The organism is Inquilinus sp. OTU3971, assembly GCF_038440215.1.
Map to the genome: position 1 here is coordinate 19,656 of NZ_JASATH010000010.1, position 23,326 is coordinate 42,981.

Annotated in this window: 21 protein-coding genes; 14 read left to right on the plus strand and 7 right to left on the minus strand. The window is 66.6% G+C overall.

Going from position 1 to position 23,326, the window contains the following annotated elements:
- Window positions 1-8 precede the first annotated feature (8 nt).
- Entirely contained in the window at window positions 9-896 is an 888-nt protein-coding gene (locus AAHM41_RS04380) for a GntR family transcriptional regulator (RefSeq protein ID WP_342235294.1), read from the minus strand.
- Between the two features lie 155 nt (window positions 897-1,051).
- Here AAHM41_RS04380 and AAHM41_RS04385 point away from each other — a divergent pair, with 155 nt between their 5' ends.
- Genes AAHM41_RS04385 through AAHM41_RS04400 form a run of 4 tightly spaced genes read left to right on the plus strand, consistent with a single transcriptional unit; the run spans window position 1,052 to window position 4,950 of the window.
- The gene (locus AAHM41_RS04385; RefSeq protein ID WP_342235295.1) at window positions 1,052-1,810 is read left to right on the plus strand and encodes an ATP-binding cassette domain-containing protein; all 759 of its coding nucleotides are present in this window, start codon (window positions 1,052-1,054) and stop codon (window positions 1,808-1,810) included.
- A 25-nt stretch (window positions 1,811-1,835) separates the two neighbouring features.
- Entirely contained in the window at window positions 1,836-2,819 is a 984-nt protein-coding gene (locus tag AAHM41_RS04390) for a substrate-binding domain-containing protein (RefSeq protein WP_342235296.1), read from the plus strand.
- Window positions 2,820-2,879: 60 nt separating this feature from the next.
- Window positions 2,880-3,893: an ABC transporter permease gene (locus tag AAHM41_RS04395; RefSeq protein ID WP_342235297.1), complete on the plus strand. Its 1,014-nt coding sequence runs from the start codon at window positions 2,880-2,882 to the stop codon at window positions 3,891-3,893.
- A 43-nt stretch (window positions 3,894-3,936) separates the two neighbouring features.
- On the plus strand, window positions 3,937-4,950 hold the full coding sequence (locus AAHM41_RS04400) for a zinc-binding alcohol dehydrogenase family protein (protein WP_342235298.1): 1,014 nt from the start codon (window positions 3,937-3,939) through the stop codon (window positions 4,948-4,950).
- Window positions 4,951-4,969: 19 nt separating this feature from the next.
- Here AAHM41_RS04400 and AAHM41_RS04405 read toward each other — a convergent pair whose 3' ends face one another.
- From AAHM41_RS04405 to AAHM41_RS04425, 5 genes are all read right to left on the minus strand, one after another.
- A complete protein-coding gene (locus AAHM41_RS04405) occupies window positions 4,970-6,172 on the minus strand; it encodes a Gfo/Idh/MocA family protein (protein WP_342235299.1) in 1,203 nt (400 codons plus the stop codon).
- A 17-nt stretch (window positions 6,173-6,189) separates the two neighbouring features.
- Window positions 6,190-7,236: a sugar phosphate isomerase/epimerase family protein gene (locus AAHM41_RS04410; protein ID WP_342235300.1), complete on the minus strand. Its 1,047-nt coding sequence runs from the start codon at window positions 7,234-7,236 to the stop codon at window positions 6,190-6,192.
- Between the two features lie 341 nt (window positions 7,237-7,577).
- Window positions 7,578-8,417, minus strand: a complete 840-nt coding sequence (locus tag AAHM41_RS04415; protein ID WP_342235301.1) for an SDR family NAD(P)-dependent oxidoreductase — start codon at window positions 8,415-8,417, stop codon at window positions 7,578-7,580.
- A 140-nt stretch (window positions 8,418-8,557) separates the two neighbouring features.
- Entirely contained in the window at window positions 8,558-10,051 is a 1,494-nt protein-coding gene (locus AAHM41_RS04420; protein WP_342235302.1) for an NAD-dependent succinate-semialdehyde dehydrogenase, read from the minus strand.
- Window positions 10,052-10,063: 12 nt separating this feature from the next.
- Window positions 10,064-11,305 carry an iron-containing alcohol dehydrogenase gene (locus AAHM41_RS04425; protein WP_342235303.1) on the minus strand — a complete coding sequence of 414 codons (1,242 nt, stop codon included), beginning with the start codon at window positions 11,303-11,305 and terminating at the stop codon, window positions 10,064-10,066.
- Window positions 11,306-11,433: 128 nt separating this feature from the next.
- Between AAHM41_RS04425 and AAHM41_RS04430 the strand changes: the two genes are divergently transcribed.
- From AAHM41_RS04430 to AAHM41_RS04470, 9 genes are all read left to right on the plus strand, one after another.
- Complete coding sequence (locus tag AAHM41_RS04430) at window positions 11,434-12,135, plus strand: GntR family transcriptional regulator (RefSeq protein ID WP_342235304.1); 702 nt, start codon at window positions 11,434-11,436, stop codon at window positions 12,133-12,135.
- An 8-nt stretch (window positions 12,136-12,143) separates the two neighbouring features.
- Complete coding sequence (locus AAHM41_RS04435; protein WP_342235305.1) at window positions 12,144-13,373, plus strand: ABC transporter ATP-binding protein; 1,230 nt, start codon at window positions 12,144-12,146, stop codon at window positions 13,371-13,373.
- Between the two features lie 57 nt (window positions 13,374-13,430).
- Window positions 13,431-14,864 carry an extracellular solute-binding protein gene (locus tag AAHM41_RS04440; protein WP_342235306.1) on the plus strand — a complete coding sequence of 478 codons (1,434 nt, stop codon included), beginning with the start codon at window positions 13,431-13,433 and terminating at the stop codon, window positions 14,862-14,864.
- 154 nt (window positions 14,865-15,018) lie between these two features.
- The gene (locus tag AAHM41_RS04445; protein ID WP_342235307.1) at window positions 15,019-16,077 is read left to right on the plus strand and encodes a carbohydrate ABC transporter permease; all 1,059 of its coding nucleotides are present in this window, start codon (window positions 15,019-15,021) and stop codon (window positions 16,075-16,077) included.
- A 2-nt stretch (window positions 16,078-16,079) separates the two neighbouring features.
- Window positions 16,080-17,024: a carbohydrate ABC transporter permease gene (locus AAHM41_RS04450; protein ID WP_342235308.1), complete on the plus strand. Its 945-nt coding sequence runs from the start codon at window positions 16,080-16,082 to the stop codon at window positions 17,022-17,024.
- A 2-nt stretch (window positions 17,025-17,026) separates the two neighbouring features.
- Complete coding sequence (locus AAHM41_RS04455) at window positions 17,027-18,115, plus strand: ABC transporter ATP-binding protein (protein ID WP_342235309.1); 1,089 nt, start codon at window positions 17,027-17,029, stop codon at window positions 18,113-18,115.
- Window positions 18,112-18,612, plus strand: a complete 501-nt coding sequence (locus AAHM41_RS04460; protein ID WP_342235310.1) for a hypothetical protein — start codon at window positions 18,112-18,114, stop codon at window positions 18,610-18,612. The genes AAHM41_RS04455 and AAHM41_RS04460 overlap by 4 nt, the downstream gene beginning before the upstream one ends.
- A gap of 3 nt (window positions 18,613-18,615) precedes the next feature.
- The gene (locus tag AAHM41_RS04465; protein WP_342235311.1) at window positions 18,616-19,380 is read left to right on the plus strand and encodes a type 1 glutamine amidotransferase domain-containing protein; all 765 of its coding nucleotides are present in this window, start codon (window positions 18,616-18,618) and stop codon (window positions 19,378-19,380) included.
- A gap of 62 nt (window positions 19,381-19,442) precedes the next feature.
- The gene (locus AAHM41_RS04470) at window positions 19,443-20,309 is read left to right on the plus strand and encodes a sugar phosphate isomerase/epimerase family protein (RefSeq protein ID WP_342235312.1); all 867 of its coding nucleotides are present in this window, start codon (window positions 19,443-19,445) and stop codon (window positions 20,307-20,309) included.
- Between the two features lie 3 nt (window positions 20,310-20,312).
- Here the strand turns inward: AAHM41_RS04470 and AAHM41_RS04475 are convergent, their stop codons facing one another.
- Complete coding sequence (locus AAHM41_RS04475; RefSeq protein WP_342235313.1) at window positions 20,313-21,410, minus strand: ArsR/SmtB family transcription factor; 1,098 nt, start codon at window positions 21,408-21,410, stop codon at window positions 20,313-20,315.
- On the opposite strand from AAHM41_RS04475, the gene AAHM41_RS04480 reads away from it, so the two are divergent.
- Window positions 21,400-23,295, plus strand: a complete 1,896-nt coding sequence (locus AAHM41_RS04480) for an ABC transporter substrate-binding protein (protein WP_342235314.1) — start codon at window positions 21,400-21,402, stop codon at window positions 23,293-23,295. The genes AAHM41_RS04475 and AAHM41_RS04480 overlap by 11 nt on opposite strands.
- The last annotated feature ends 31 nt before the right edge of the window (window positions 23,296-23,326 follow it).

Below are 23,326 nucleotides of genomic sequence, written 5' to 3' on the forward strand. Positions count from 1 at the left end.
GCCGGACATCATCCCGACGTCGAGCGGATCAAGGTTTCCTTCGCCGAAGCCAGATGGACGCGGCAGGCGACCTCGACCCTGGAAGTGTCGCGGCTGAACAGAGCCTCAATATAGGCGAGATGCTCGCGGATCGCGACCTCGTTGCGTTGCCGCTCGTCATGCTTTCGCCACTGATAGTGGTAGTGGAAGATCAAAGTGATGACGTCATAGAAGCCGTCGATGAAGCGATTGGGGCCGGCCGCGTTGATCAGCCGATGAAACCGGCTGTCGAGGTCGGAGAAGTCGTGATAGCGGAGCTCGATCTCGCGAAGGAGTGCGACATGCTCCTCACGCAGGGCATCGATCCTTCGCCAGAGCGGTGAGCTTGCCGGCAATGCCGCGAATGTCATCGCCGACCGCAGCTCGAACATTTCGCGGATCTCGAACAGGTCGAGCGCGAAGCTCGGTGTGAAGCCCTGGAACACCCAGCCGGCATTCGGCCGCTTCTCGATCAGGCCGAAGCGCTGGAAGCGGTTGAGGAACTCGCGGATCCCTGTGGTGGCGACGCCGAATTGGCGGGCCAGGTCGAGCTCGTTGATCGCCGTCCCCGCGCGGGCGTCGCCCCGCAGCATCCATTCCATGAAGCGCTTCTCGATCTGCTCGGCCATTGGGACGGTTTCCGCCGCCGGAAACCGCTGCATCGCTCCACCACCCGAGCGGACGGTCCGCTGACGCCCCGTTCCGGCCACGGTCCCTTGCTCGGCCAGCGTCGAGAGGACCTTGCGCACCGTCGTGCGGCTGACCCCGAGCTGTGCACTGAGCACGGTTTCCGAGGGAAGCGAGTCCCCGTCTTCGAGCGCCGCGAGCAGGTCCAGGGCATCGTTGAAGGCGCGCTTGAATACCGTGTCCGTCTTCATGCGGATGTTTCCCTTTCGCCGACGATTCGTCTTTTAATCCATAAAAAACAGATTGACCATCGATGCTATTGGTTTTTCTGTATAAGGAACAAATAAGCGCTCACAGGGGAGGACGACATGGTCGGCGTGAGATTTCGGCTGGTGCCGGTGAGCGCGTGAGCCCGATCCTCGAAGTCGCCGGGCTGCGCAAGAGCTTTGGGCCTGTCGAGGCACTGCGCGGCGTCGACCTGCACCTCGACGCCGGTGAAGTCCTGGCCGTGGTGGGCGACAACGGCGCCGGCAAGTCGACCCTGATCAAGCACATCTCCGGGGTCTATCGGCCCGATGCCGGCCGGATCCTGCTGGCCGGCGCGCCGCTCGACCTGTCCTCGCCGCGCGAGGCGCGGGAACGGGGCATCGAGACCGTCTATCAGGATCTGGCGCTCGCCGACGACCTCTCGATCGGCGCCAACATCTTTCTCGGCCGGGAGCCCGTCCGGCGCCTGTTCGGGTTTCTGCCCTTCGTGGACGAGCGGACGATCCGACGCGAGACCGCGGGTCTGCTGCAGCGCATCCGCAGCGAGATTCCGGCCGAGGCCCGCACCGTGGCGCGGCTTTCAGGCGGGCAGCGGCAGGCCGTCGCGATCGCGCGGGCGATCTACTGGAAGGCCAAGGTGGTGCTGCTCGACGAACCCACCGCGGCGCTCGCCGTCATGGAGCGCGAGCGCGTGATCCATCATACCCGCGACCTCGCCGCCCATGGCGTCGGCGTCATCTATATCGGCCACAACCTGGTCGAAATCCTGAAGGTCGCGGACCGCATCGCCGTGATGTTCCGCGGCCGGGTGGTCCACGTCACGCCGGCGGCGGAGACGGATCAGGAGACCCTGATCAAATACATGACCGGCTACAGCGAATCGAAGAAGGCAGCCTGAGCGCTGCACGACACGGGGAGGAACCATGATGCGCAAGACATTGCTGGCTGCTTCGGCGGCGATCTTTGCCCTCGCGGGCGTGGCGCCGGCGAGTGCCGAGGACACGGTCGCGGTGATCGTGAAGGCGACCACCTCGGAATACTGGCAGTGGGTGTTCAAGGGAGCCGAGGAAGCCGGCCGGCAGCTCGGCGTCAAGGTCGACAAGCTGGGCACGCCGAAGGACGACGCCGCGGGCCAGATCGCGGTGCTCGAGAACGCAGCGGGATCGAAGCCCGCCGCCATCGTGATCTCGCCGACCATCTTCGAGGCCCTGGGGGATCCGATCGCCGCGGTGACCGACGCCGGAATTCCCGTCATCGTGATCGACTCCGGGGCGAAGACGGACAAATACGCCTCCTTCCTCACCACCAACAACGAGGCTGGCGGCAAGGCCGCGGCCGAGGCCGTGGCGGCGTGCATCAAGGAGCGGACCGGGAAGGCGGCGGGGAAGGTCGGCTATCTGACCGCCATGGCCGGCCATGAGTCACTGGATTCACGGGACCGGGGCTTCGTCGAGGGCCTGAAGGCCTATCCCGACATCAAGCTGGTCGGCAACCGGGTCGGCAACAACGAGGAAGCGGAAGGCATGACCCTGACCGCCGACATGCTGACGAAGGATCCGGATCTCGTCGGCCTCTTCGCGGACAACGCGCAGATGGGCACTGGCGCCGGCTCTGCGGTCGCCGAGCAGAAGCTCGGATCGAAGCTCTGCCTGGTCGCCTTCGACTCCGACGCCGGAGAGCTGGAGCATCTGAAGGACGGCTCGATCTACGCCCTGATCGTCCAGGATCCGTACATGATGGGCTTCGCCGGGGTCTGGTACGGCTACGCCGCCGCGCATGGCGTGCGCCTGCCGAAGGACGTCGATACCGGCGTCGGCACGGTGACGAAGGCGACCATGGACGACCCGAAGCTGGCCGGCCTGCTCGACGTTTCGAAGCGAAAGCTCGGCTTGTTCCTGGGCAACTGATCTGCCGCGGGCGGCTGGATTGCCGCAGCAGTCCCCGCCCGCCTTCATCACGGAGGTCCGATGACGGATCAGCCCCTCCCGCAAATCCGCCCTGGATCGCGCCTTCGAAGCGGCAGTTCGGGCAGATCCTTTCAGGCGCTGCTGCGGCGCCTGCCGATCGAGACCTATGTCATCGCCTTCACGGTCGCGCTGTGGGTCGTGCTGTCGCTCACGACCCCCAATTTCCTGACCGAAGGCAATATCAGCAACCTGATGCGGCAGACGCCGATCGTCGCGATCGTCGCGATCGGCGTCATGTGCACGATCGTTCTCGCCGGCATCGACCTGTCGGTGGGATCGGTGGTGGCGTTCTGCGGCGTGGCCTTCGCCCAGATGTGCGGACACGGCCTCGGCCTCGTGCCCGCCGCCGTGCTGACCCTCGCGGCGGGCGCGGGGGTCGGGATGGTCAACGCCGCCGCGATCGGCCGCCTTGGCATCCCTCCCTTCATCGTGACGCTGGCCGGCTTGCAGGTCTATCGCGGCCTGGCGCTGCTGCTGGCCGGCGGCGTCACCATCGGCGGCCTGCCGTCCGAGGTGAAGGAGTTCGCCCGCGGCACCACCGGTCTTCCCAACCTGTTCTGGGCGATGGTGGCGGTCGGGATCGCGGTCCACTACCTGCTCCGCTTCACCCGGACCGGGCGGTACATGTACGCGATGGGCTCGAATGCCGAGGCAGCGCGCCGGCAGGGCATCAACGTCTTCCGCATCACGGTGACCGCCTATGTGCTGAGCTCGGGCCTCGCGGCCCTGGCCGGCATCCTCCTGGTCTCGCGCCTCAGCATCGCGTCGCCGTCCATGGCCAATGCCTACGAGCTGCAGGCGATCGCCGCGGCGGTGGTCGGCGGCGCCAGCCTGTTCGGCGGCCGGGGCACCGTGCTCGGGACGGTGGTCGGCGCCGTCCTCTTCACCACGATGAGCAACGCGGCCGTCCTGCTCGGCGTCGACCCGTTCTGGGAGATGGTGCTGGAAGGCCTTCTGATCGCGCTCGTGGTCTATCTCGACAACCTGCAGAAGCGGCGGCAGGCCGGAGCCTGAGCCCAAATCCGCCGATGCACCCTATCGAAGAACGGACTAAGCCATGCGGGCAGTGGTATGCCGCGCGCCCGGTGAGTTGGCGCTCGAAGACCGGCCTGAACCCGAGCGGGGCGAAGGCGAGGTGCTGGTCCGGGTCCGGCGCATGGGGATCTGCGGCACGGATTTCCATATCTACGAAGGTTCCCATCCGTACCTCCAATACCCCCGGATCATGGGACACGAGCTGTCCGGCGAGGTGCTGGAAGCCCCGGGGGGCAGCGCCTTGAAGCCGGGCGACACGGTCATCGTCAACCCGTACGTCTCCTGCGGCGCCTGCATCGCCTGCCGTGCCGGCAAGCCCAATTGCTGCGTACGGATCGCCGTGCTGGGCGTGCATCGCGACGGCGGCATGTGCGAGAAGATCTCCGTGCCCGAGCGCAATCTGTACCCGGCGGGCAGCCTGACGCTCGATCAGGCGGCGAGCATAGAGTTCCTGGCGATCGGTGCGCACGCGGTTGCCCGTTCCGGCCTTGGGCCCGGCGCCCGCACTCTGGTGATCGGCGCGGGGCCGATCGGGCTCGGCACGGCGCTTTTCGCCGATCTGTCGGGGGGTGATGTCACGATCATGGACCGCGAGGCCGACCGTCTCGCCTTCGCGCTGGAGAGCCGCGTCGCGAGACACAGCATCAGGGCCGGCAGCCGCTCGGCGGAACTGGTTCGCGACGCGACCGCCGGAGATGGCTTCGACGTCGTGTTCGACGCGACGGGCAGCCTTGCTTCGATGGAGAGCGCCTTCGGCCATGTCGCCCATGGCGGCACGCTCGTGCTCGTCAGCGTGGTGACCGGGACCATTGCCTTCTCGGATCCCGAATTCCACAAGCGGGAGATGACCGTTCTCGGCAGCCGCAATGCCCTGCGGACGGATTTCGAGCGGGTTGTCGCCGCAATCGAGGATGGCCGCGTCCCGCTGCGGCATCTCCTCACACACCGCACCAGCCTCGCCGGCGCGCTCGCCGACCTCCCGCACTGGGCGACCCAGAAGAGCGGGCTCGTCAAGGCCCTGGTCGAGATCGGCTGACGCGGCAGCCTCCGCTTGCTCAAAGCCTCGTGGAGGCGGCGGCGGGCTTTGTCAGCTTGGCCTTCCGCGCCTTGGCTGGTCTGGGCGTCTCGACATCGACCCATTTGCCGGTCCTGCCCGAAGCAATGATCGCGTCGCAGACGACCGTCGTCTCCAGCGCGTCGCGGAAGGTCGGCGCGGCCGGCCTGCCATCGGCAAGGCCCTGCAGGAAATCGGCGACCTGGTGCACGAAGGAATGCTCATAGCCGATGGTGAGCCCCGGCACCCACCATTTGCCGAGATAGGGGTGTTCGCCGTCCGTGACCAGGATGGAGGTCCAGCCGCGGAGCGTGCCGGGTGTGCGATGATCGAACCAGGCGAGACGGTTGAGGTCGTGCAGGTCCCAGGCGAAGGAGCCCTTCTCGCCGTTGATTTCGAGCGTATAGGCCGCCTTGTGGCCGCGCGCATAGCGGGTGGATTCGAAGGTGCCGAGCGAGCCGTTCGAGAAATGGGCGAGCACCGCCGCGGCATCGTCGATGCCGACCTTCTGCACCTTGCCGGTCAGCGCATGCTTGCGCTGCTTGACGAAGGTCTCGGTCATGGCGGTCAGGCTCTTGATCGAGCCGTTGATCCAGAGTGCCGTGTCGATGCAGTGCGCGAGCAGGTCGCCGGTCACGCCGGAGCCGGCCGCGTCGACATCGAGCCGCCATGTCCCGGCGCCGCCTTGCGGCACGTCGGGTGAGATCGTCCAGTCCTGCAGGAATTTCGCGCGGTAGTGATAGATCTTGCCGAGAGTGCCCTGGTCGACGATCTGCTTGATCAGGCTCACCGCCGGCACGCGGCGATAATTGTACCAGACCATGTTCAGCACGCCGGCCTTCTCGACCGCCTGCACCATCGGCAGGCCTTCGGCGGCGCTGCGGGCGAGCGGCTTCTCGCAGGTGACCATCTTGCCGGCCTTGGCCGCCGCGATCGCGATCTCGGCGTGGCTGTCGTTGGGCGTGCAGATATCGATCACATCGATATCCTTACGCTCGATCAGCTTGCGCCAGTCGCTCTCGACGCCCTCATAGCCCCACATCTGCGCGAAGGTCTTGGCCTTCTCGCCATTGCGGGCCGCGACGGCCTTCAGGACCGGCCGATAGCCGGTGTCGAAGAACTGCGAGACCTTGCCCCAGGCATTGGAATGGGCCCGTGCCATGAAGCCATAGCCGACCATGCCGACATTGAGTGTCCTGGCCATCGTTGTTTCCCCCCGCTTCAGTCTTCGCGCCAGCCATGAGCGTCGCGCACCTTGATCATGGCGCCGAGCACGGCGTTCCAGGTCTTCTGGTCCTCCATCACCGAATTCGGGAACATGCAGCCGTCCCAGCAGATATGGCGCATCCGCCTGGTCAGATGTCCGTCGCGGTCGCGCAGCCAGTACCCGGCATGCTTGGGGATATCGAGCCTCCCGTTCGGGTCCGTGACCTGGCAGTGGCGGCCGGTCTTCTCATGGTCGCCCGAGCCGAAGACGGTGCCGTCATTCTGCGCGACGTGGAAATCCATCGTCCAGGGCCGGAGCGCATCGGCGACCTTCCGGTAGGCGGCGTCGAGCGTCGCCTGATCGGACCAGTCGAATTTCCCGGGCAGGATGCGGTCCTGCTCGGCGTTATAGCCGAGCGTGTAGAGCATCGAATGCGCCATGTCGGCCTGATAGCCGACCACGCCCGGGCGATCGACAAGCTCGAGCAGCTTCACCATTTCGCGCCAGGAATGCATGCCGCCCCAGCAGATCTCGCCCTCGGCGACGAGGAATTCGCCATGATCTTCGGCAATGTCGGCCGCTTCCGAGAAGGTCCGGGCGATCAACCGGGTATTGCCCTCCGGATCCTGGCGCCAGGCCTCGACGCCGGCGGAGGAGTCGATCCGGATTCCGCCGGTGGGGCGGATGCCGAGCTCGCGCATCTGCTGGCCGATGACGCAGGCCTTCCTGACCTGTTCGACGAAGCGCTTGCGGTCGTCGGCCGAGCCCATGGCCGATCCGCCACCGGCACCACCCCAGATCGGCGCAACGAAGGAGCCCACCTTCAGCCCATAGCCGGCGATATGGTCGGCCATCCGCTTGACCGCATCCGCGTCGCTGTCGATCGAGACATGCGGATCGGTGATGAAGAGGTCGATGCCGTCGAACTTGACGCCGTCGACCTCGGCGTCGGCGGTCAGGCGCAGAAGCGTGTCGAGCGGAATGATCGGCTCGGAATCGCCGCCCTTGCCGACGATGCCCGGCCAGGCGGCGTTGTGCAGCTTGGGAAAATTGTTGGTCATCGGATCCTCCCAGATCTGAAGTCGTGCAGGCTTCTTTTCGACTGCCGGTTTGCCCGGTCATCGTCTCGATCCTTCAGGGCGCCTCGGCCGCGACATCGACGCGCTCATTGCCAATGGGGCCGACGCAGGGACCAAGGATGGCAAAGATCCGCGTGCCCGTATCCCCCCACATTAAGCGACGCATGCACCATGTCGGCCAGAATGAAGGCGGAATCGCCGGAGCCCGGGATCTGGCTGCTCCGGTCGACCCGTTGCCCGACCTTGCCGGCTACCACATTGATGACCCTTTCCCGGTCGGGATCCTGCGGAAGTCATGCCCCTTGCCGCGGACTGCCGCTCGCTCACAGACTCGTGTGGTCGAGCCCGGTCAAGCGCAGGGCACGGCCGTCCTTCGCTGCGATGGCTCGCATCTCGCGCTCGAGTGCGTCGCGGTCGTCAGCGCCGCGCAGCATGCGTCCGGCGAGCGGGTCGAACCGGCCCCCGGCGATATCGGCGATCAGCAAGGCTGCCCGTGTCGGTGGGATGTCCACCCCGTCGTCAAACAGCTGCTTGATGCCGGGCAGGTGGGTCTTGCCGGCTTCGGAGGTGAGCTGCAATTCGGTCATCGCCGTCCGGACGAGGCCGGGATCGACGGCGAAGGCCAGGACGCCGCCGGCCTTCGTCGTGTCGTTGAGGCATTCGGTGAGGCGCATGACCGCGGCTTTGCTGGCGGCATAGCCGGAGCCGTGCGGAAAGCTCGTCCCGGTCCCGCCGCCCACCAGGTTGACGATCCGTCCCCGTCCGCGCGCCAGCATCCGCGGCGCCGCGACCCGGCTGGTGTGGAAGGTGCCGCGCAGGTTGATCTCGACGTCGCTCCACCAGGCCTCGGGATCGCACTCCCAGATCGGGCCGAAGGCCCGGAACGAGCCGTGGTTGTTGACGAGTGTGTCGACCGGCCCGAACTCCCCGGCGATCCGGTCGAAGGCGCGCTCGACCGCCAGGCGGTCGACGAGGTCGAGCGGCAGCGCGATCGCCGTCCCGCCCTCGCCGGCGATCATCGCTCGTGTCTCCTCGATTTCGCGTGCCGTGCGCGCCAGGACCGCGACCCGGGCGCCGGCCCGTGCCTGGTGCAACGCGATCTCGCGTCCGATCCCGCGGCCTGCCCCGGTCACGACCGAAACCGTGCCGTTCAAACTCGTCATGACCTGCTCCTCCAGCGTCCGGCTTTCGAAGGGTGTTGCGGCGGCGGGAACAAGATTTGGAGTCCGCTCAGCACATTGGCAGACCATCGGCCGATATCGAACGGATCACTCGACCTCACTATACCCGTGAGACGACGCGATCAAAGCCGTGTCGCGATGTACTTGGCCTCGAGGAACTCCAGTACGCCTTGGGCGCCGCCCTCCCGTCCGAGCCCGCTCTGCTTGGTGCCGCCGAACGGCGCCGCCGGATCGGAGACCAGTCCGCGGTTGAGCCCGACCATGCCGGTCTCGATGCGCCGGCAGACCCTCAGCCCGCGCGCCAGATCGCGGGTGAACACATAGGCGGCCAGGCCGTATTCGGTCGCATTGGCGAGGGCGACGGCCTCGTCCTCCGTCTCGAAGCGGCTGAGCGCGGCGACCGGCCCGAAGATCTCCTCCCCCGCCATGGCGGCATCGGCGGGGACCCCCTCCAGCACGGTCGGCGGATAGAAGTAGCCAGGCCCGTTCGGCCGCCGGCCGCCGCAGAGCAGCCGGGCGCCGCGCGACAGGGCGTCCTCCATCAGCCGCTCGATCTTGCCTACGGCGGCCGGGTTGATCATCGGGCCGCATTCGGTGGCCGGGTCGATGCCGGGGCCGACCTTCAGCGCCGCCATGCGCGCCGCGAGCTCCGCCGCGAACCGATCATAGAGGCCGGCCTGCACATAGAGCCGGTTGGCGGCGGTGCAGGCCTCGCCGCCATTGCGCATCTTGGCCAGCATCGCCCCTTCGATCGCCAGGTCCAGATCGGCGTCGTCGAAGACGATGAGGGGCGCGTTGCCGCCGAGCTCCATCGAGCAGCTCACCACATGCTTCGCTGCCTCGGCGAGCAGAACCCGGCCGATCTGGGTCGAGCCGGTGAACGACAGCTTCCGCACCCGGGGATCCGCCAGCATCGCCGCCGTCACCGGACCGGGCGCGGAGGTGGTCAGCACATTGACGACGCCCGGCGGGACGCCGGCCTCCGTGCACAGAGCGGCGAGTGCATAGGCGGTCAGCGGCGTCTCGCTCGCCGGCTTCAGCACCACGGTACAGCCGGCGGCCAGCGCCGGCGCGATCTTGCGGGTGGCCATCGCCGCCGGGAAGTTCCAGGGCGTGACCAGCACGCAGATGCCGATCGGCTCGTAATCGACGACGATGTGGTTCGCCCCGGTGGGAGAAAGCATGAAGTCGCCGCCGATGCGCACGGCCTCTTCCGCGTTCCAGCGGAAGAAGTCGGCGGCATAGGCGACCTCGCCCCGCGCATCGCGCAGGGCCTTGCCGTTCTCCAGCGCGATCAGCCGCGCGAGATCCTCGGCGCGCTCCGTCATCAGCTCGAAGCAGCGGCGCAGGATCTCCGACCGCCGGCGCGGTGGTGTCGAGCGCCAGGCCCCGGCCGCCCGCGCGGCTGCCTCGACCGCCGCCGCCGCATCCTCGACCGAGGCGTCCGGCACTTCGGCCAGGAGCTGTTCGGTCGACGGATCGATGACGGGAATCGGCTTGCGCCCCGCCGGCCACAGCCATTCTCCGCCGATGTAGAGGCCGCGGGCGCAGCCCGCCGGATCGAGGCCCGATGCGGAGGAGGGGGGCGCGGCCGAGAGCGGCGTCGCAACGGTCATGGGCGGAATCCCTTATTCGAGGACAGGGGCGGATGCCGCCGCGTCCAGATCGCCGCGATAGGCGGCGTCGACCAGGCGGCGCATTTCGGCGAGCCCGATCGGGCGCGGATTGTTCTTGATCAGGCGCTCGATGCCGACCGCCTGCTCGGCGGTCCAGTCCAGCTTGTCGGCAGGCAGGCCGAGGCCGGCGAGCGTCGGTGTGATGCCGATGGCGCTCAGCAGCCGCGTCACCTCGTCGATGGCGGCGTCGGCCAGCGCCGCGCGCGTGGTGTGCCCGCCATCGACCCCGAGCGCGACGGCGATCTCCGCCATCTCGTCCAGCGCCGCGGCGCGGTTGAAGCGCATGACATAGGGCAGGGCGGTCGCGACGCCGAGGCCGTGGGGCGTGTGGGTCAGGGCGCCGACGGGATACTGGATGGCGTGCGCCGCCGCCGTGCCCGCCGTGCCGAAGGCGCAGCCCGCGGCCAGCGCCGCCATCATCACCTCCGCCCTCGCATCCTGGTCCGCCCCGTCGCGCCAGGCGCGTTCGAGACTGCGCCCCAGCAACCGGATGGCGAGGAGCGCGAAATGGTCGGTCAGCGCGCTCTTGCCGATGAAGACGTGCTTCTGTGCGAGCTCCGCCGAAGGCGGACGCCGGGCCGCGGTGAACGCCTCGATGGCGTGGGTGAGCGCATCGGCACCGGCGACCGCGGTCAGGGCCGGCGGGCATGAGAGGGTGAGGTCGGGGTCGCAGATGGCCGCGGCGGGGATGAGATACGGGCTCGAGATGCCGACCTTCAGCATGCGGTCCGGATCGGAGATCACGGCGACGGGCGTCGCTTCCGAGCCGGTTCCCGCGGTGGTCGGAACGGCGATGACCGGCAGCACCGGTCCCCGCACCTTGAACTCGCCGTAATAATCCGGCAGCCGGCCGCCATGGGTGAGCAGCAGCGCGGCGCATTTCGCCATGTCGAGGCAGCTGCCGCCGCCGATGCCGATGACGAGGTCGGGCGCGAAGCCGCGCGCCTCCTCGGCGCAGTCGGCGGCGCTGTCGCGCGGCACGTCCGGCAGCACACGGCCATGGACGTAGACGGCAAGGCCGGCCGTGCGCAGGCCGTCCAGCATCCGCTCGAAATCGGATGATGTGGCGAGGCGCTCGTCGGTGCACACCAGCGCGCGCCGCCCGAGGCGGCCGGCGACCGCGGGCAGAGCTTCGCGCTGGCCTTTGCCGAACAGGATCTCTCTGGGCAGCCGGATCGCCGAGAAGGATGTCACGATCGACTCCATCGGTTGATGAAGCAGGAAGATCGGCTCACGATATCCCATATCGAATCGTATAGGATATCGTATTGAATGCAGCGGAGGATCGTGCTAGCTCTCCTGTATTGTCAAGGGACAAAGCAGTGCGCAGCCAGAAACCACTCATCACCTCCGAATCGGGCGAAGGCGCAACGGTGATTCACCGGGGCGCCAGTCTCGCGGAGGAGGTCTACGACGCGATCTTTGCCCAGCTGATGGCGCTGAAGATCCCTCCCGGCGCCCGCATCACGGTCGACGGCCTGGTGCGCGAATTGAACGTGTCGCAGACGCCGATCCGCGAGGCGCTCGGCCGCCTGGAGGGCGAGGGCCTGGTGGCCAAGACGCACCTCGTCGGCTACAGCGCCGCGCCCCAGATCTCGCGCCGGCGCTTCTCAGAGCTGTACCAGCTCCGCCTGCTGCTCGAGCCCGACGCCGCGCGTAAGGCCGCGGCGGCGATGACGGATGAGGATCTGCAGGCGCTGATGGCGGCGGCGGGGGTGATGTCGCGCCCGGACGGTCCGGACGCACGGGCCCGTTACTCCCAGTTCGCGCGCGAGGACGCGGTGTTCCACGACAAGATCCTCGCCGTCGCCGGCAACGAGCTCATTCGCGAGACGCTGGCGCACCAGCACACGCACTTTCACATCTTCCGCCTGATGTTCCATTCGCGGGTGACCGAGGAGGCGCTCGACGAGCACGCGGCGATCCTGGCCGCCTTCTCCCGGCAGGACCCGGACGAGGCCGAGCGGGCGATGCGCACGCATATCGAGCGGTCGCGCGACCGCCTGCTGCCCGCGTTCGACTGATGCCGGCCGTGTTCGAGCTCGCCGAAGGGAGAGAGGCATCGGGCCGCCCGGAAGGCGCACGGCTCGACGCGGATCCCTGCAGCCGGATGGGGGCCATCGGCGGCGAACCAATCCGTGATACGCTGGCGGCAAAAGGGGGGATAGGGATGGGACAGGTCGACGCCTGTGCGCTGAGCCTGACGAATGTCAGCAAGTCCTATGGCCGCGTCAGAGCCCTGCACAACCTGTCGTTCAGCGTCGCGGAAGGCCGCTTCTTCGTGCTGTTCGGGCCCAGCTCGGTCGGCAAGACGACGACGCTGCGCATGATCGCCGGCCTCGTCGCGCCGGACCGGGGCCGCGTCGAGATCTTCGGCCGGGATTGGACGCACGAGCCGATCGCGGGGCGCGGCGTGTCGATGGTGTTCCAGTCCTTCGCGCTCTACCCACATCTCACCGTCCATGGGAATCTGGCCTATCCGCTGGTCGAAGCCGGGGTGGGACGCGAGGAGATCGGCCGCCGCGTCCGGGAGACGGCGGCGATGCTTCGGCTCGACGCGAAGCTCGACCGCAAGCCCGGCACGCTCTCGGGCGGCGAGCAGCAGCGGGTCGCGCTCGGCCGGTCCCTGATCCGGCGCCCCCGGATCCTGCTGCTGGACGAACCCTTGACCAACCTGGACGCCAAGCTCCGGCACGAGATGCGCGCCGAGCTCAAGCGGCTGCACCGCCAGTTCGGCCTCACGATCGTCTATGCGACGCCCGACGAGCTCGAGGCGCTGTCGATGGGCGAGGAGATCGCCGTGCTGCGGGACGGCGGCGTGGTGCAGACCGGGACGCCGGACGAGCTCTATGAAGCGCCGCGCGACCTGTATGTGGCCGGCAAGATCGGCTCACCCGCCATGAATCTGATCAAGGGCACGCTGGCCCGCGACGGCACCGCCATCGAGTCCGCGATCGGCCCTCTGCCATTCACGCGCAAGCTGAGCACCGCCGAGGCGGGGGAAGCGGCCGTGGTGGGTATCCGGCCGAACGACATCCGCCTCGCGACGGGTGGCGAAGGCGGCGTGGCGGCGAGCATCGCCATGCTGGAGCCGTTGGGCGACGTCACCGTGATCTCGATGCAGACCCGCGGTGAGACGCTTCGGCTGGTGCTGCCGGAAGCGGCGGCTGCGGGCCTGCGGCCCGGTCAGCAGGCCTCGATCGTTCTCGATCCAAGAAAACTCCACGTCTTCCGGGCCTCGAACGGACAGGCAATGACCTGACGCCGGGGCCCGGACAAAAACAAGAATGCCGATAACACATGGGGAGGAGACCTGACGATGATGGCGACGACGAAGATCAAGGGTGTAATGGCGGCGGCGGGACTGGCCGCTTTGCTCATGACGGGTGGGGCCAGGTTGTCCCTGGCCGAAGAGGTCACGCTGTCGATGGCGGTGCCCGACTGGCCGCCGACACGCATCATGAAGAAATTCTTCGACGAGCAGTACAAGCCGAAGTCCGGCAACACCGTGAAGCTCGACGTCGACTTCATTCCCTGGCCCGATTTCTACACGCGTGTGAACGCCTCGCTTACATCCGGCGAGCAGAAATACAACTTCATCGTGTCGGATTCGCAGTGGCTGGGCGCCTTCGTCGAGGGCGGCTATTTCCGGAAGATCAACGATCTCCTGGATGCCGATCCCGATTTCAAGAAGGCGTTGATGGAGATCCATCCCAATCCGCTGAATGCCTACTCGACCTATCCCTACAAATCCGACAATTATTACGGCTTCCCGCAGTTCCCCGACGTGCTGGTCACCTTCGCGCGCAAGGACGTCATCTGCGACGAGACCGAGCAGAAGAACTTCATGGCGAAGTACCAGAAGAAGCTGCCCTGCACTGGTGAGGAACTCGACGCCATGACCTGGGACGATTTCAGGAACGTCGGCGAGTTCTTTCGGCGCAAGAAGGGCGAGATGCTGGCGGGCAAGCCCGCCGACGACGATTTCTACGGCATCGCCTTCCAGGCCGGGAAGACCTACGACTTCTCGTCCATGCAGATCAACGGGTTCATCTGGCAGATGGGCGGCGACATCTGGGACGAAACCCAGGTGCCCAAAGGCCAGGCGGAGGGCGTGGTGAATTCGCCGGCCGCGGTGAAGGCGCTCGAGACGTATCTGGGCCTGATCGAGTACATGCCGCCCGTGGCCAAGACCGGCACCATGGACATCTTCAAATCGAACGAGCTGTTCCGCGAAGGCAAGGTGGCCATGAACGTCAACTGGATCGGCCTGGGCGAAGCCGTGCTCGACCCGAAGACCTCGAAGGTCTCGGACAAGCTGGTGTTCGGCCTGATGCCGGGAACCATCGGTGCCGACGGCAAGATGGTCCGCTGGTCCAATATCGGGGGACAGCCCTTCGTGCTGACCACCTGGACGACCGACGCCCAGATCAAGGAGGCCGTGGAGTTCGTGAAGTGGTGGCTGTCGTCCGACATCCAGAACCAGTTCGCGGCAGCCGGCGGCCAGTCCGCGATCAAGTCCGTGTACATGGATCCCAAATATGTGGGCTACCGGCCATGGAACAGGGCCTGGGCTGCTTCGCTGGATTGGCAGAAGGACGTCTGGCACGTGCCGCAGTTCTACGAGCTGCTGACCCAGCAGCAGGATCAGTTCGATCTCGCGATCACCGGCAAGCAGGACGCCAAGACGACCTTGGACAACATCGCCAAGTTCCAGCAGAACCTGCTGACCGAAGCGGGCCTGATACAATGATCTGACGAAAGCTGCTGCCGCCGGTCTCCCGGGGCTGGCGGCAGCGGTCCCGAGCCGCGGCCGGGTGGCCGATCGGACGGCTCGACCGGACGCCGCGAGACGGGCCGGATTCGCCGAGACTGCGATCGAGAGCGCCATGTCAGTGACACCAACCATGTCGGCCCCCAGGGTCCGGACGTCGCCGGCATTTCTGGAGATCTCCGCCGACAACTGGCGGCTGGCGATAGCCGTAGGCATCGTCGTCACCGCGGCCGCCGTGGCGGCGCTGCCCCCGACCATCGCCTTCTGGATCGTCGGCGCCGCGGCGGCGCTGGTCGCCGCGGCGTTCGCGGTCAACGCCTATCGCCGCCGCTACTATGGGGGACTGCTGGTGGCGCCGGCCATCGCCGTGCTGTTCACGATGAACATCTTTCCGCTGCTGTGGTCGCTGGGGCTTTCGTTCTTCGCCTATCAGTCGAACCAGCAGTCGATCCGGTTCGTCGGGCTCGGCAATTACGTCAAGGTGCTCACCAACGACATCGCCGCGGCCGACAACTGGCATGCCCTGGTCAACACGGCGATGTTCGTCGTGCTCACGGTGGCGGCCCAGATGATCGTCGGCTTCCTGCTGGCCATGCTCTTCGCCAAGCAGTTCCCGCTGCGCAAGTATCTCCTGATCCTCGTATTGGCGCCGATGATGCTGTCGGTCGTCGCTTCGGGCGTGTTCTTCACCTATTACTACGACCCGACCTTCGGGATCCTCAGCTATGTGATGAACGGCATCGCCGACGGCCAGTTCATCCTGATGGACAGCAAGGCGGGCGCGGTCGGGGGGATCGTCTTCGCCGACGCCTGGATGTGGTCCCCCTTCGTGATGCTGCTGGTGCTGGCCGGGCTGGTGTCCGTGCCGAAGTATCTCTACGAGGCGGCCGCCATCGACCGCGTCTCCGCCTGGCGGCGCTTCTGGACCATCACCTTTCCCTATATCCGCGGGCTGCTGATGCTGGCGCTGCTGTTCCGCACCATCGAGGCGTTCAAGCTGGCCGACCTCGTCATCCTCCTGACCAAGGGCGGCAACGACACGATGACGATCTCGTACCACCTGATCCGCATCGCCAACGAGCAGAACAAGACCAGCGAGGGGGCGGCAATCTCCTACGTCATGCTGTTCATGGTGATCGTGCTCACCAACCTCTATCTCTATCTCGCCAATCGCAGGAACGGGGAGAGCTGACCATGGCCTCCGGACCGTCGATCTGGGAACGCATCGGTTTTCGCCGGAGCCACGGCGTCGCGGAGGCCGGCTGGGGGCGCACCCTGGTCGTGGCGGGCGTCAGCCTGGTCTACTTCCTGCCGGTGCTGTTCATCATCTTCACCGCGATCAAGCCGCAGGAGCTGGCGCTGTCGGTGCCGCCGACGCTGTCGCCGACCTCGCTGTTCGGCCTCATCCCCGACCGCTTCGTCTTCACCCCCACCCTGGAGAATTTCGGCTCGGTGTTCTCGCGCGTGATGACGGCCGGCGGGCAGCCGGAGGCGACCGGCTTCGACCGCTTCTTCTTCAACTCGATCGTGATCGCGTCGATCTCGGTCCTGCTCGCCCTCATCCTCGGCACGCTGGCGGCCTACGGCTTCTCGCGCTATCCGCTCAAGGGCAACGACACCTATCTCTTCATCATCCTGACCACGCGGATGCTGCCGGCCATCGTCGTCATCATTCCGGTGATCCTGATGCTCCGCGCCGTCGGCCTGTCCGGGTCCTATCCCGGCATCATCCTGCTCTACACCGCCTTCAACCTGGCTTTCACCATCTGGATGATGAAGAGCTTCTTCGACGAGCTCTCGACCGATGTCGAGGACGCCGCCCGCATCGACGGCTCGTCCGAGGTCAAGGTGTTCTGGAAGATCTGCCTGCCGCAGGTCGTCGCCGGCCTGGCCGCAACCTTCGTGTTCGGCCTGATCCTGACCTGGAACGAGTTCCTGTTCGCGCTGCTCCTGACCGGCCCCGACACGCGCACCGTGCCCGTGGCGATGAACCAGGCCGTCTCCTCCGGCGGCCGCGGCACCGACTGGACGCTGCTGGCCGCAATCGAGACGCTGTTCCTGATCCCGGTCTTCCTCGTCACCTTCTTCCTGCAGAACCACCTGCTGCGCGGCGTCACCTTCGGCACGGTCAGGAAATAGCGATGTCGACCATCGAGATCCGCGGGATCACCAAGGCATTCGGCTCGTTCGTCGCGGTCAGGGATGCCGACCTGTCGGTGGCGGCGGGCGAGGTCGTCTGCCTGCTCGGCCCGTCGGGCTGCGGCAAGACAACGACCCTGCGCATGATCGCGGGGCTGGAGCGGGCGACCGCAGGCGACATCGTGATCGCGGGGCAGCGCATGAACGAGTTGTCGCCGCAGAGGCGCAACATCGCCATGGTCTTCCAGTTCTATGCGCTGTATCCGGCGTTGACGGTCGGCGAGAACATCGCGATGCCGCTGCACCGCGAAGGCATCGGCAAGGCGGAGATCGCCGCCCGCGTCGGCAAGGTGGCCGACATCCTGCATCTGCGCGATGTCCTGGACCGGATGCCGGGACAGGTCTCCGAAGGGGAGAAGCAGCGCGTCGCCGTCGCGCGTGCCATCGTGCGCGATCCCAACTGCTTCCTGTTCGACGAGCCGCTGTCGCGGCTGGACGTGGAGCTGCGCCATGCCATGCGCGGGCAGATCAAGGCGGTGCTGTCGAACCTGTCCAAGGCCACGGTCATCGTCACCCACGACCAGCTCGAAGCCCTGACCATGGCGGATCGGATCGCGATCATGCGCGACGGGATGATCGAGCAGGTGGGCAGCCCGCACGAGGTCTTCGCCAAGCCCGCCAACGTCTTCGTCGCCAGCTTCATCGGCACGCCGCAGATGAATCTGATCGAGGCGGAGCTGAAGGGCTATGGCGGCGGCAAGGCGACGGTCACCTTCGACCAGCAGGACGTCGATCTCCCCGCGAACCCTGCCGTCGCGGCCCTGGGGCCGGGACGGGTCACGGTCGGCGTGCGCCCGCGCGCCTTCACCGTCGTGCCCCAGGACACCGCCGGCACGATCGATGCGGTGACCGAGCTGATCGAGCCGATGGGCGCCGAGACGCTCATCCATGCGCGGACCAAGGCCGGCGGCGACATCCGGGTGGTCGTTCCGCGCGACAGGAAGGTCAAGGTCGGCGAGCCGCTCCACCTGATTCCGGATCCCATGCAGACCCACATCTTCGCCGCGGACGGCAAGGCGGTCCGGGCATGAGCCGGCATGATCGAGGCAATGGCGGGCTGTCGTCCGCAGGCGCGCGCAGGCTGGAATATGTGATCATCGGGCTCGGCGTCGTGGCGCTGCTGCTGATCTTCCAGCCCTTCAATATCGCGCTGTTCACGGCCGGGGGCGTCATCGTCGTCGTGGCGGCGCTGGCGAACAACCTGCTGCCGCTGGCGCAGCCCGGCGTCCCGAAACGGTCCGTGGTGAAGGCGGCGATGATCGTCGCCATGATCTTCTGTCTCGTCCTGCTGGTCGCGATCGCCGCCGCGCATCTCTACGGCCAGTTCTTCCTGAAGCCGCCGGATCCCAGCACCGTCAGCGGCAAGGCCCAGCTGAGCGCCAAGCCCTGGTACATGCACGGCTTCACCTGGACGGTCGCGGCCATCGCCTGCGTCCTGGCCTTCGCGCTGGTGCTGCAGGGCCGCTGGCGGGCCGGACGCGAAGCAGGATCCGGCGAGCACAATCCTTCGACATCTCCAGGGGAGTGAAAAATGAGCCATCGCGATCACGCCGCCGCCGTCCACCGGATGCAGCAGCTGATGTCCACATCTCCGGTTCCGTCCATCTCCACCGAGCTGCTGGCGACGGCAGACGGCGAGCTGAACCGGGAGCTCAACAGCTTCCTGTTCGACCCGCCCTCCGATCCGAACCTGCTCAAGGGCAAGCGGATCGCCATCTGCTGCACCAACGGCGTGGAGGAGGTGGAGATCCTGGGCGCCCATCGCTGGCTGACGGAGCATGGGGCCACGGTCCACATCGTCTCGCCGCGCCTCGGCGAATTCGATCCGACGCTGGGCTTGCGCTTCCCGCCGCAATGCGCCACCCACGTCCTCGCCATCCGCCTGATGGAGAACGCGGGCTGGCTGAAGATCGACCGCTACACCGACGAGGCGAAGGCCGCGGATTACGATGCCGTCCTGCTGCCCGGCGGCTGCTGGAACCCCGATGCGCTGCGCATGGACAAGCACGCCTTGGCCTTCGTGCGCGGCATGTATGAGTCCGGCAAGCCGACGACCGCGATCTGCCATGGTCAATGGGTGATGGTCAGCGCCAAACTCCTCAAGGGCAAGCGCGCCACCGCCGTGTGGAACATCCAGATCGACCTCGAGAATGCCGGCGCCGTGGTTCTCGACGAACCCTGCGTGGTCGACGGCAACCTGATCACCGCGCGCTTCCCCTACGACCTGCCGCGGCTGGTCCAGGCCATGGTGCAGCAGCTGCTGGCCGCGACGGGCCAGGCATCGGCGGCGCAGTGAGCGTCTGATCTCGCCTGAGATGTCCGGGCTGGCGCAGGCCGCCGGCGGAGGGAGGAGGGGGCATGAAGTACGGCTTCAACCTGCTGCTCTGGACGGGACACGTCACCGACGAGCATGCGCCCCTGCTGAAGGCGCTCCGGGAGACGGGGTATGACAGCATCGAGGTCCCGGTCTTCGAGGGCACGCCCGACGACTATGCCAGGCTCGGGGAGCGGCTTGCGGCGCTGGGCTTCGACGTCACGGCCGTGAGCGTGCTGGGGCCAGGGCACAACTGCCTTTCGAACGATGCGGCGGAGCGGGAGGCCGCGCTGGACCGGGCGAGATGGGTCGTCGACTGCACCAGGGCGCTCGGGGGGGCGATCGTCGCCGGCCCGATGCACTCCCAGCTCGGGCATTTCACAGGCCATGGCCCCTCGGCCGAGGAGCGCCGGCGCGGCATCGAATTCAGCCGTCGCGCCGGCGACCATGCCCAGCGGCACGGCATTCGCTTCGCCCTCGAGGCGCTGAACCGCTTCGAATGCTACTTCCTCAACACGATGGAGCAGCTGGCCGACTATCTGGACGAGGTCGACCATCCTGCCGTGAAGGGGATGTACGACACCTTCCACGCCAATATCGAGGAGAAGGACCCGGTCGCCGCCATCGGCACGATCAGCCGCCACATGATCCATGTCCATGTCTCGGAGAACGACCGCGGCACGCCGGGCAGGGGTCATGTGCCATGGGGCCTTACCTATCAGGCGCTGCGGGCCGCGGGATATGACGGCAGGCTGACGATCGAGGCCTTCGGCCGCGGCGTCCCGGCGCTCGCCGCCGCCACCCGCGTGTGGCGCGACTTCTTCCCCAATGAGGAAGACGTCTACCGGTACGGCTTCACGCATATGACGCGAGGCTGGGCCGATGTGGGTGCCGATCGATCGGATCGATAGGCCTCATCCCCGCAGGCGCAGGCGCATGACGATGTCCTGATCATGGTTGCCGAAGCCGCGGCCGAAGATGTTGAGGCCACCCGGGTGCTCGGCCTTCTCATCGATGCCGATCCGGAGGCGGATCGCGTGATGGTCGTTCAGGCGAAGCTGGTCCAGCGTCACGTCGGAGGCAAGGCTGCCGTCGACGAAGGCCCCTTCGTCGGTGACGCGCCAGGTGACGAGCTTGCCGTATTGCGAGCCGGCGAGCTTCCACCACCGCGGCGTATAGCGGCCGCGGATGTCGCCGTAGTCGCCCGGCGACGTCCAGGTCGCGACGGCGACATGGTTGATCCACAGCGTGATGTCGGACGGCCAGTCGCTGTTGGTGCCGGGCACTTCCGACGACAGCTCCATGGTGATTTCGAGCTGTTCGATCGCCTTTCCGACCACCTTGGCGTTGTTGGGAAACTTGTATTCGACGAAGCCCCGGCCGAACCAGATCAGGGATGCCTTCATCCGGTTCGGATCGAGGAAATGGTCGGGGACGTCGAGAAGGCCCAGCACGCCGTCCGTCGAGCACAGCCCGCAGGGCGCGCTGACCTCGCAGGTCGTGTAGAGGCCGATCGGCATCGCGACCTCGATGACCCGGTCGTCCTGCAGCGCATCCGGATCGTCGAGCCGCACCGTGATCTCGTCATAGAGGGCGGAGCAGACCTTCTGCTGTCCCTTGCTCGCCTTCACGGCCTCGGTGCGGATCAGCTCGGCCCGCTCCAGCTTCTGCACGTTGATCGCCACCGTGGACTGCGGCAGCTCCAGCTCGCTGCTGATCTGGTTGACGTTCAACGGCCCGCGCTGCCGGAGAAGCCTGAGCATGGTCAGCCTGACGGGGGAGGCCAGCGCTTCCAGCGCCTCGCTGCCGTCACCGGCCATCAATGTCAGCAAGCGGCGCTGCGGGACATCCATCGCACGATCATCCTTCGGGAGAGCTGGACACCGTAACTCAAAGTTAATATCAGTGATAATGATATATATCAAAATGATTGACGCATAGATTGAATGGCGCTTCACTCCTGGCGAGCCGGCCGCAGAACCGGTCAGAAAGGGAGAGCCCATGAGCGCCATCAAGTTGCTCGTGCTCGCCTTGGCGAGCCTCATCGCAAGCACTGTCGCGGCATTTGCCCAAGCCACGATCTCGGAGCTGCCGCGCCGGGAGATGCTGATCCTCGAAACCCCCGAAGGGACGATCAAGAATCCCGGCTGGTTCAACATCTGGGCCATCAACGCCGGTGGACAGTCCACCGGCCTGCATCAGCTCGCCCTCGACACGCTCTGGTACATCGATCCGGAGCGCGGCCTCGACGGGTCCTGGGAAAACTCCCTGGCGGCCGAGAAGCCGATCTACAATGCCGACTTCACTGAGATGACCGTGAAGCTGCGGCCCGGGATCTACTGGAGCGACGGCGTCGAGTTCACCGCCGACGATCTCGTCTACACCGTCGAGACGCAGATCAAGACCCCGGGGATGCGCTGGAGCGCCCTGCTGTCGCTCAATGTCGACAGCGTGCAGAAGGTCGATGCCCAGACGGTGGTCTTCAAGCTGAAGAAGCCGAATTCGCGCTTCCATGCGCTGTTCACGGTGCGCTTCAACGCCATCTGGATGATGCCGAAGCATGTCTTCGAGAAGGCGCCCGATCCGCTGCGGTTTGACTTCAACAAGCCGGTTTCTCTCGGGGCCTATACGCTCAACAGCTATGATCCGAACGGCAAGTGGTTCGTCTGGCAACGACGTGACGATTGGCAGCGCACCACGCTCGGCCGCCACGGCCAGCCTGGTCCGAAATACATCGCCTATGTCGACCCCGGCCCGCCGGACAAGCGCGTGATCGCGCAGCTCAATCACGACCTCGACGTCATTCATGACGTCGCGCCGGAGGGGATGTTCACCCTGGCCAAGCAGTCGAAGTCGCTGAAGACCTGGTTCAAGGGCTTCCCCTTCGGCCACCCGGACCCGACCCTGCCGGCCGTGATCTTCAACCTGCAGAATCCGACCTTCCAGAACCGCGACCTGCGCTGGGCGCTGGCCCTGCTGATCGACATCCGGGCCGTCGCGATGGCGTCGTACCGCGGCGCGGCAACGATCTCGGCCATCGCCGTCCCGCCGACCGGCACGCATCCGGATGACTATCACAAGCCGCTGCAGGACTGGCTGGCCGGCTTCGAGCTCGATACGGGCAAGGAGAAGATCAAGCCCTATGATCCGACCGTGGGGCAGCAGATCGCGACGATGCTGCGCCCGTCGATGGGGGATCAGATTCCGACCGACCCGGCCGAGATCGCGCGCTCCTTCGGCTATGGCTGGTGGAAGCCGAATCCCGTGGCAGCCGCCGAGTTGCTCGAACGTGCGGGCTTTTCCAAGCGCGGCAACGCCTGGCACACGCCGGATGGCAAACCCTTCGCGGTCAGGATCATGGTCGAGGGCGAGACTCGGCCGGTGATGACGCGGGCCGGAACCATGATCGCCCAGCAATGGCGGCAGTTCGGCATCGACGCCAAGATCGACGTCGCGCAGGGCACGAACATGCTGGACCGGCGCGGCGCCGGCGATTTCGACACCTTCATCGGCTGGAGTGTCGAGACCTATGGCGGCCACCCCGATCTCGCCTTCTTCCTCGACAGCTGGCATTCCCAGTTCGTGGCGCCCGCGGGCAAGACCCAGTCGCCGCGCAACTGGCAGCGCCTGGCCAGCCCGGAGCTCGACAAGCTGATCGAGCAGATCCGCACCGTGTCCTTCGAGGATCCGAAGACGGTCGAACTCGGGCGCGACTACGCCAAGTTCATGGTCCGCGAGATGCCGATCATCCCGCTGATGGCCTACAACGTCTTCACGGCCATGGACGAGACTTACTGGACCGGCTTTCCGACGGCCGAGGATCCCTACACCAATCCGGTGCCGAACTGGGGCAATTCGCGCCTGATGATGGTGCGGCTGAAGCCGACCCAGCCCTGATCCCTGCGAAAGCCGCGCGGCGTCCGGACGG

Coding starts and splice junctions, on each gene's coding strand:
- AAHM41_RS04450 (WP_342235308.1), top strand. CDS start 16,080: ATGGCCTCCGGACCGTCGATCTGGGAACGCATCGGTTTTCGCCGGAGC.
- AAHM41_RS04460 (WP_342235310.1), top strand. CDS start 18,112: ATGAGCCGGCATGATCGAGGCAATGGCGGGCTGTCGTCCGCAGGCGCG.
- AAHM41_RS04440 (WP_342235306.1), top strand. CDS start 13,431: ATGATGGCGACGACGAAGATCAAGGGTGTAATGGCGGCGGCGGGACTG.
- AAHM41_RS04475 (WP_342235313.1), bottom strand. CDS start 21,410: ATGGCGCTCATGGGCTCTCCCTTTCTGACCGGTTCTGCGGCCGGCTCG.
- AAHM41_RS04395 (WP_342235297.1), top strand. CDS start 2,880: ATGACGGATCAGCCCCTCCCGCAAATCCGCCCTGGATCGCGCCTTCGA.
- AAHM41_RS04410 (WP_342235300.1), bottom strand. CDS start 7,236: ATGACCAACAATTTTCCCAAGCTGCACAACGCCGCCTGGCCGGGCATC.
- AAHM41_RS04480 (WP_342235314.1), top strand. CDS start 21,400: ATGAGCGCCATCAAGTTGCTCGTGCTCGCCTTGGCGAGCCTCATCGCA.
- AAHM41_RS04470 (WP_342235312.1), top strand. CDS start 19,443: ATGAAGTACGGCTTCAACCTGCTGCTCTGGACGGGACACGTCACCGAC.
- AAHM41_RS04380 (WP_342235294.1), bottom strand. CDS start 896: ATGAAGACGGACACGGTATTCAAGCGCGCCTTCAACGATGCCCTGGAC.
- AAHM41_RS04400 (WP_342235298.1), top strand. CDS start 3,937: ATGCGGGCAGTGGTATGCCGCGCGCCCGGTGAGTTGGCGCTCGAAGAC.
- AAHM41_RS04455 (WP_342235309.1), top strand. CDS start 17,027: ATGTCGACCATCGAGATCCGCGGGATCACCAAGGCATTCGGCTCGTTC.
- AAHM41_RS04445 (WP_342235307.1), top strand. CDS start 15,019: ATGTCGGCCCCCAGGGTCCGGACGTCGCCGGCATTTCTGGAGATCTCC.
- AAHM41_RS04390 (WP_342235296.1), top strand. CDS start 1,836: ATGATGCGCAAGACATTGCTGGCTGCTTCGGCGGCGATCTTTGCCCTC.
- AAHM41_RS04415 (WP_342235301.1), bottom strand. CDS start 8,417: ATGACGAGTTTGAACGGCACGGTTTCGGTCGTGACCGGGGCAGGCCGC.
- AAHM41_RS04420 (WP_342235302.1), bottom strand. CDS start 10,051: ATGACCGTTGCGACGCCGCTCTCGGCCGCGCCCCCCTCCTCCGCATCG.
- AAHM41_RS04405 (WP_342235299.1), bottom strand. CDS start 6,172: ATGGCCAGGACACTCAATGTCGGCATGGTCGGCTATGGCTTCATGGCA.
- AAHM41_RS04465 (WP_342235311.1), top strand. CDS start 18,616: ATGAGCCATCGCGATCACGCCGCCGCCGTCCACCGGATGCAGCAGCTG.